The following is a 1,001-nucleotide window of genomic DNA, read 5'->3' on the forward strand; positions in this document are numbered from 1 at the left end:
GGTGGTTTGTTGAGATGATCTCGCAGAGGGGAGGCAAAAAAGCAGGACAGCGGTAAAATTTCAACTTGTGAGAGAAGAAAAAAAACGCTGCCCCTTTGCAGTTTAGCGTGCCCTACACCTGACTGCCAAGACCACCTCAAAACGGGCCAGGACAACCTGGTGGTGCGCAAGACCTACGGCAAGCACCAGTTGCGCTACTTGAAGTGCAAAACCTGTGGCACTGAGTTCAGTGAACGCAAGGGAACCGCTCTCTGGAACAGCAAAATTCACCCGGACACCTTCATCAAAGTGGCTGAAACGCTATGTGAAGGCAACTCGATCTCCGCCACTACCCGACTGTGCAAAGTCCACCACGACACGGTGGAACGCATCATTATGGTCACTGGAAACCATGCCAGAAGCATCCATGACCAAAAAGCAGTGCAGGTGAAGACCACGGCCTTGCAGGCCGATGAACGCTATGGTTTCTACGGAAACAAAAGCCAGCCGTGCTGGGAAGCCACGGTGATTGACCCCTACAGCAAGTTTGTGGTCTCCCTGCGTTTGGGTGCCAGAGATGAGCTGTTGATTCGGGGTCTGCTAGAAGATGCCAAAGATCGTCTGACAGACTCACAAAATTTAGCCCTGTTCACCGATGGCGGACACGGCTACGCTACCCTCTTTCCTGAAATCTTCGGAGTGCCGTACCAGCCGAAGAAAAAGGGTAATCAAGGCAGACCTCCCAAGGTGAAGTACCGGATTCCCAGAATGCTGGCCCACGTGCAGCTGATCAAGGTGCGGGAAGGCAAAAAGCTAAAGACGGTGGACATCTGCTATACCCACGGCACCACCGGTCGGATCAAGTTGGAACTGGAACGGCTGGGGTACAACACCCCAAACACCTCTGCAGTGGAGCGACAGAACGGCACCGCCAGACAACACAATCCGTACTTACACCGCAAAGGGCTGGCCTTTGCCCATAAGAAAATCACCCGCTTAGGACTGGCTGAACTTGAAAGGCT

General features: G+C 53.3%; 1 protein-coding gene. It reads left to right on the forward strand.

From position 1 onward, the window contains the following. Positions 1-159: 159 nt before the first annotated feature. The coding region (locus tag IEY52_RS26485; protein WP_189009710.1) for an IS1 transposase at positions 160-1,001 on the forward strand (842 nt) is incomplete at its 3' end.

Source organism: Deinococcus roseus (assembly GCF_014646895.1).
GTDB classification, from domain to species: Bacteria; Deinococcota; Deinococci; order Deinococcales; family Deinococcaceae; genus Deinococcus_C; species Deinococcus_C roseus.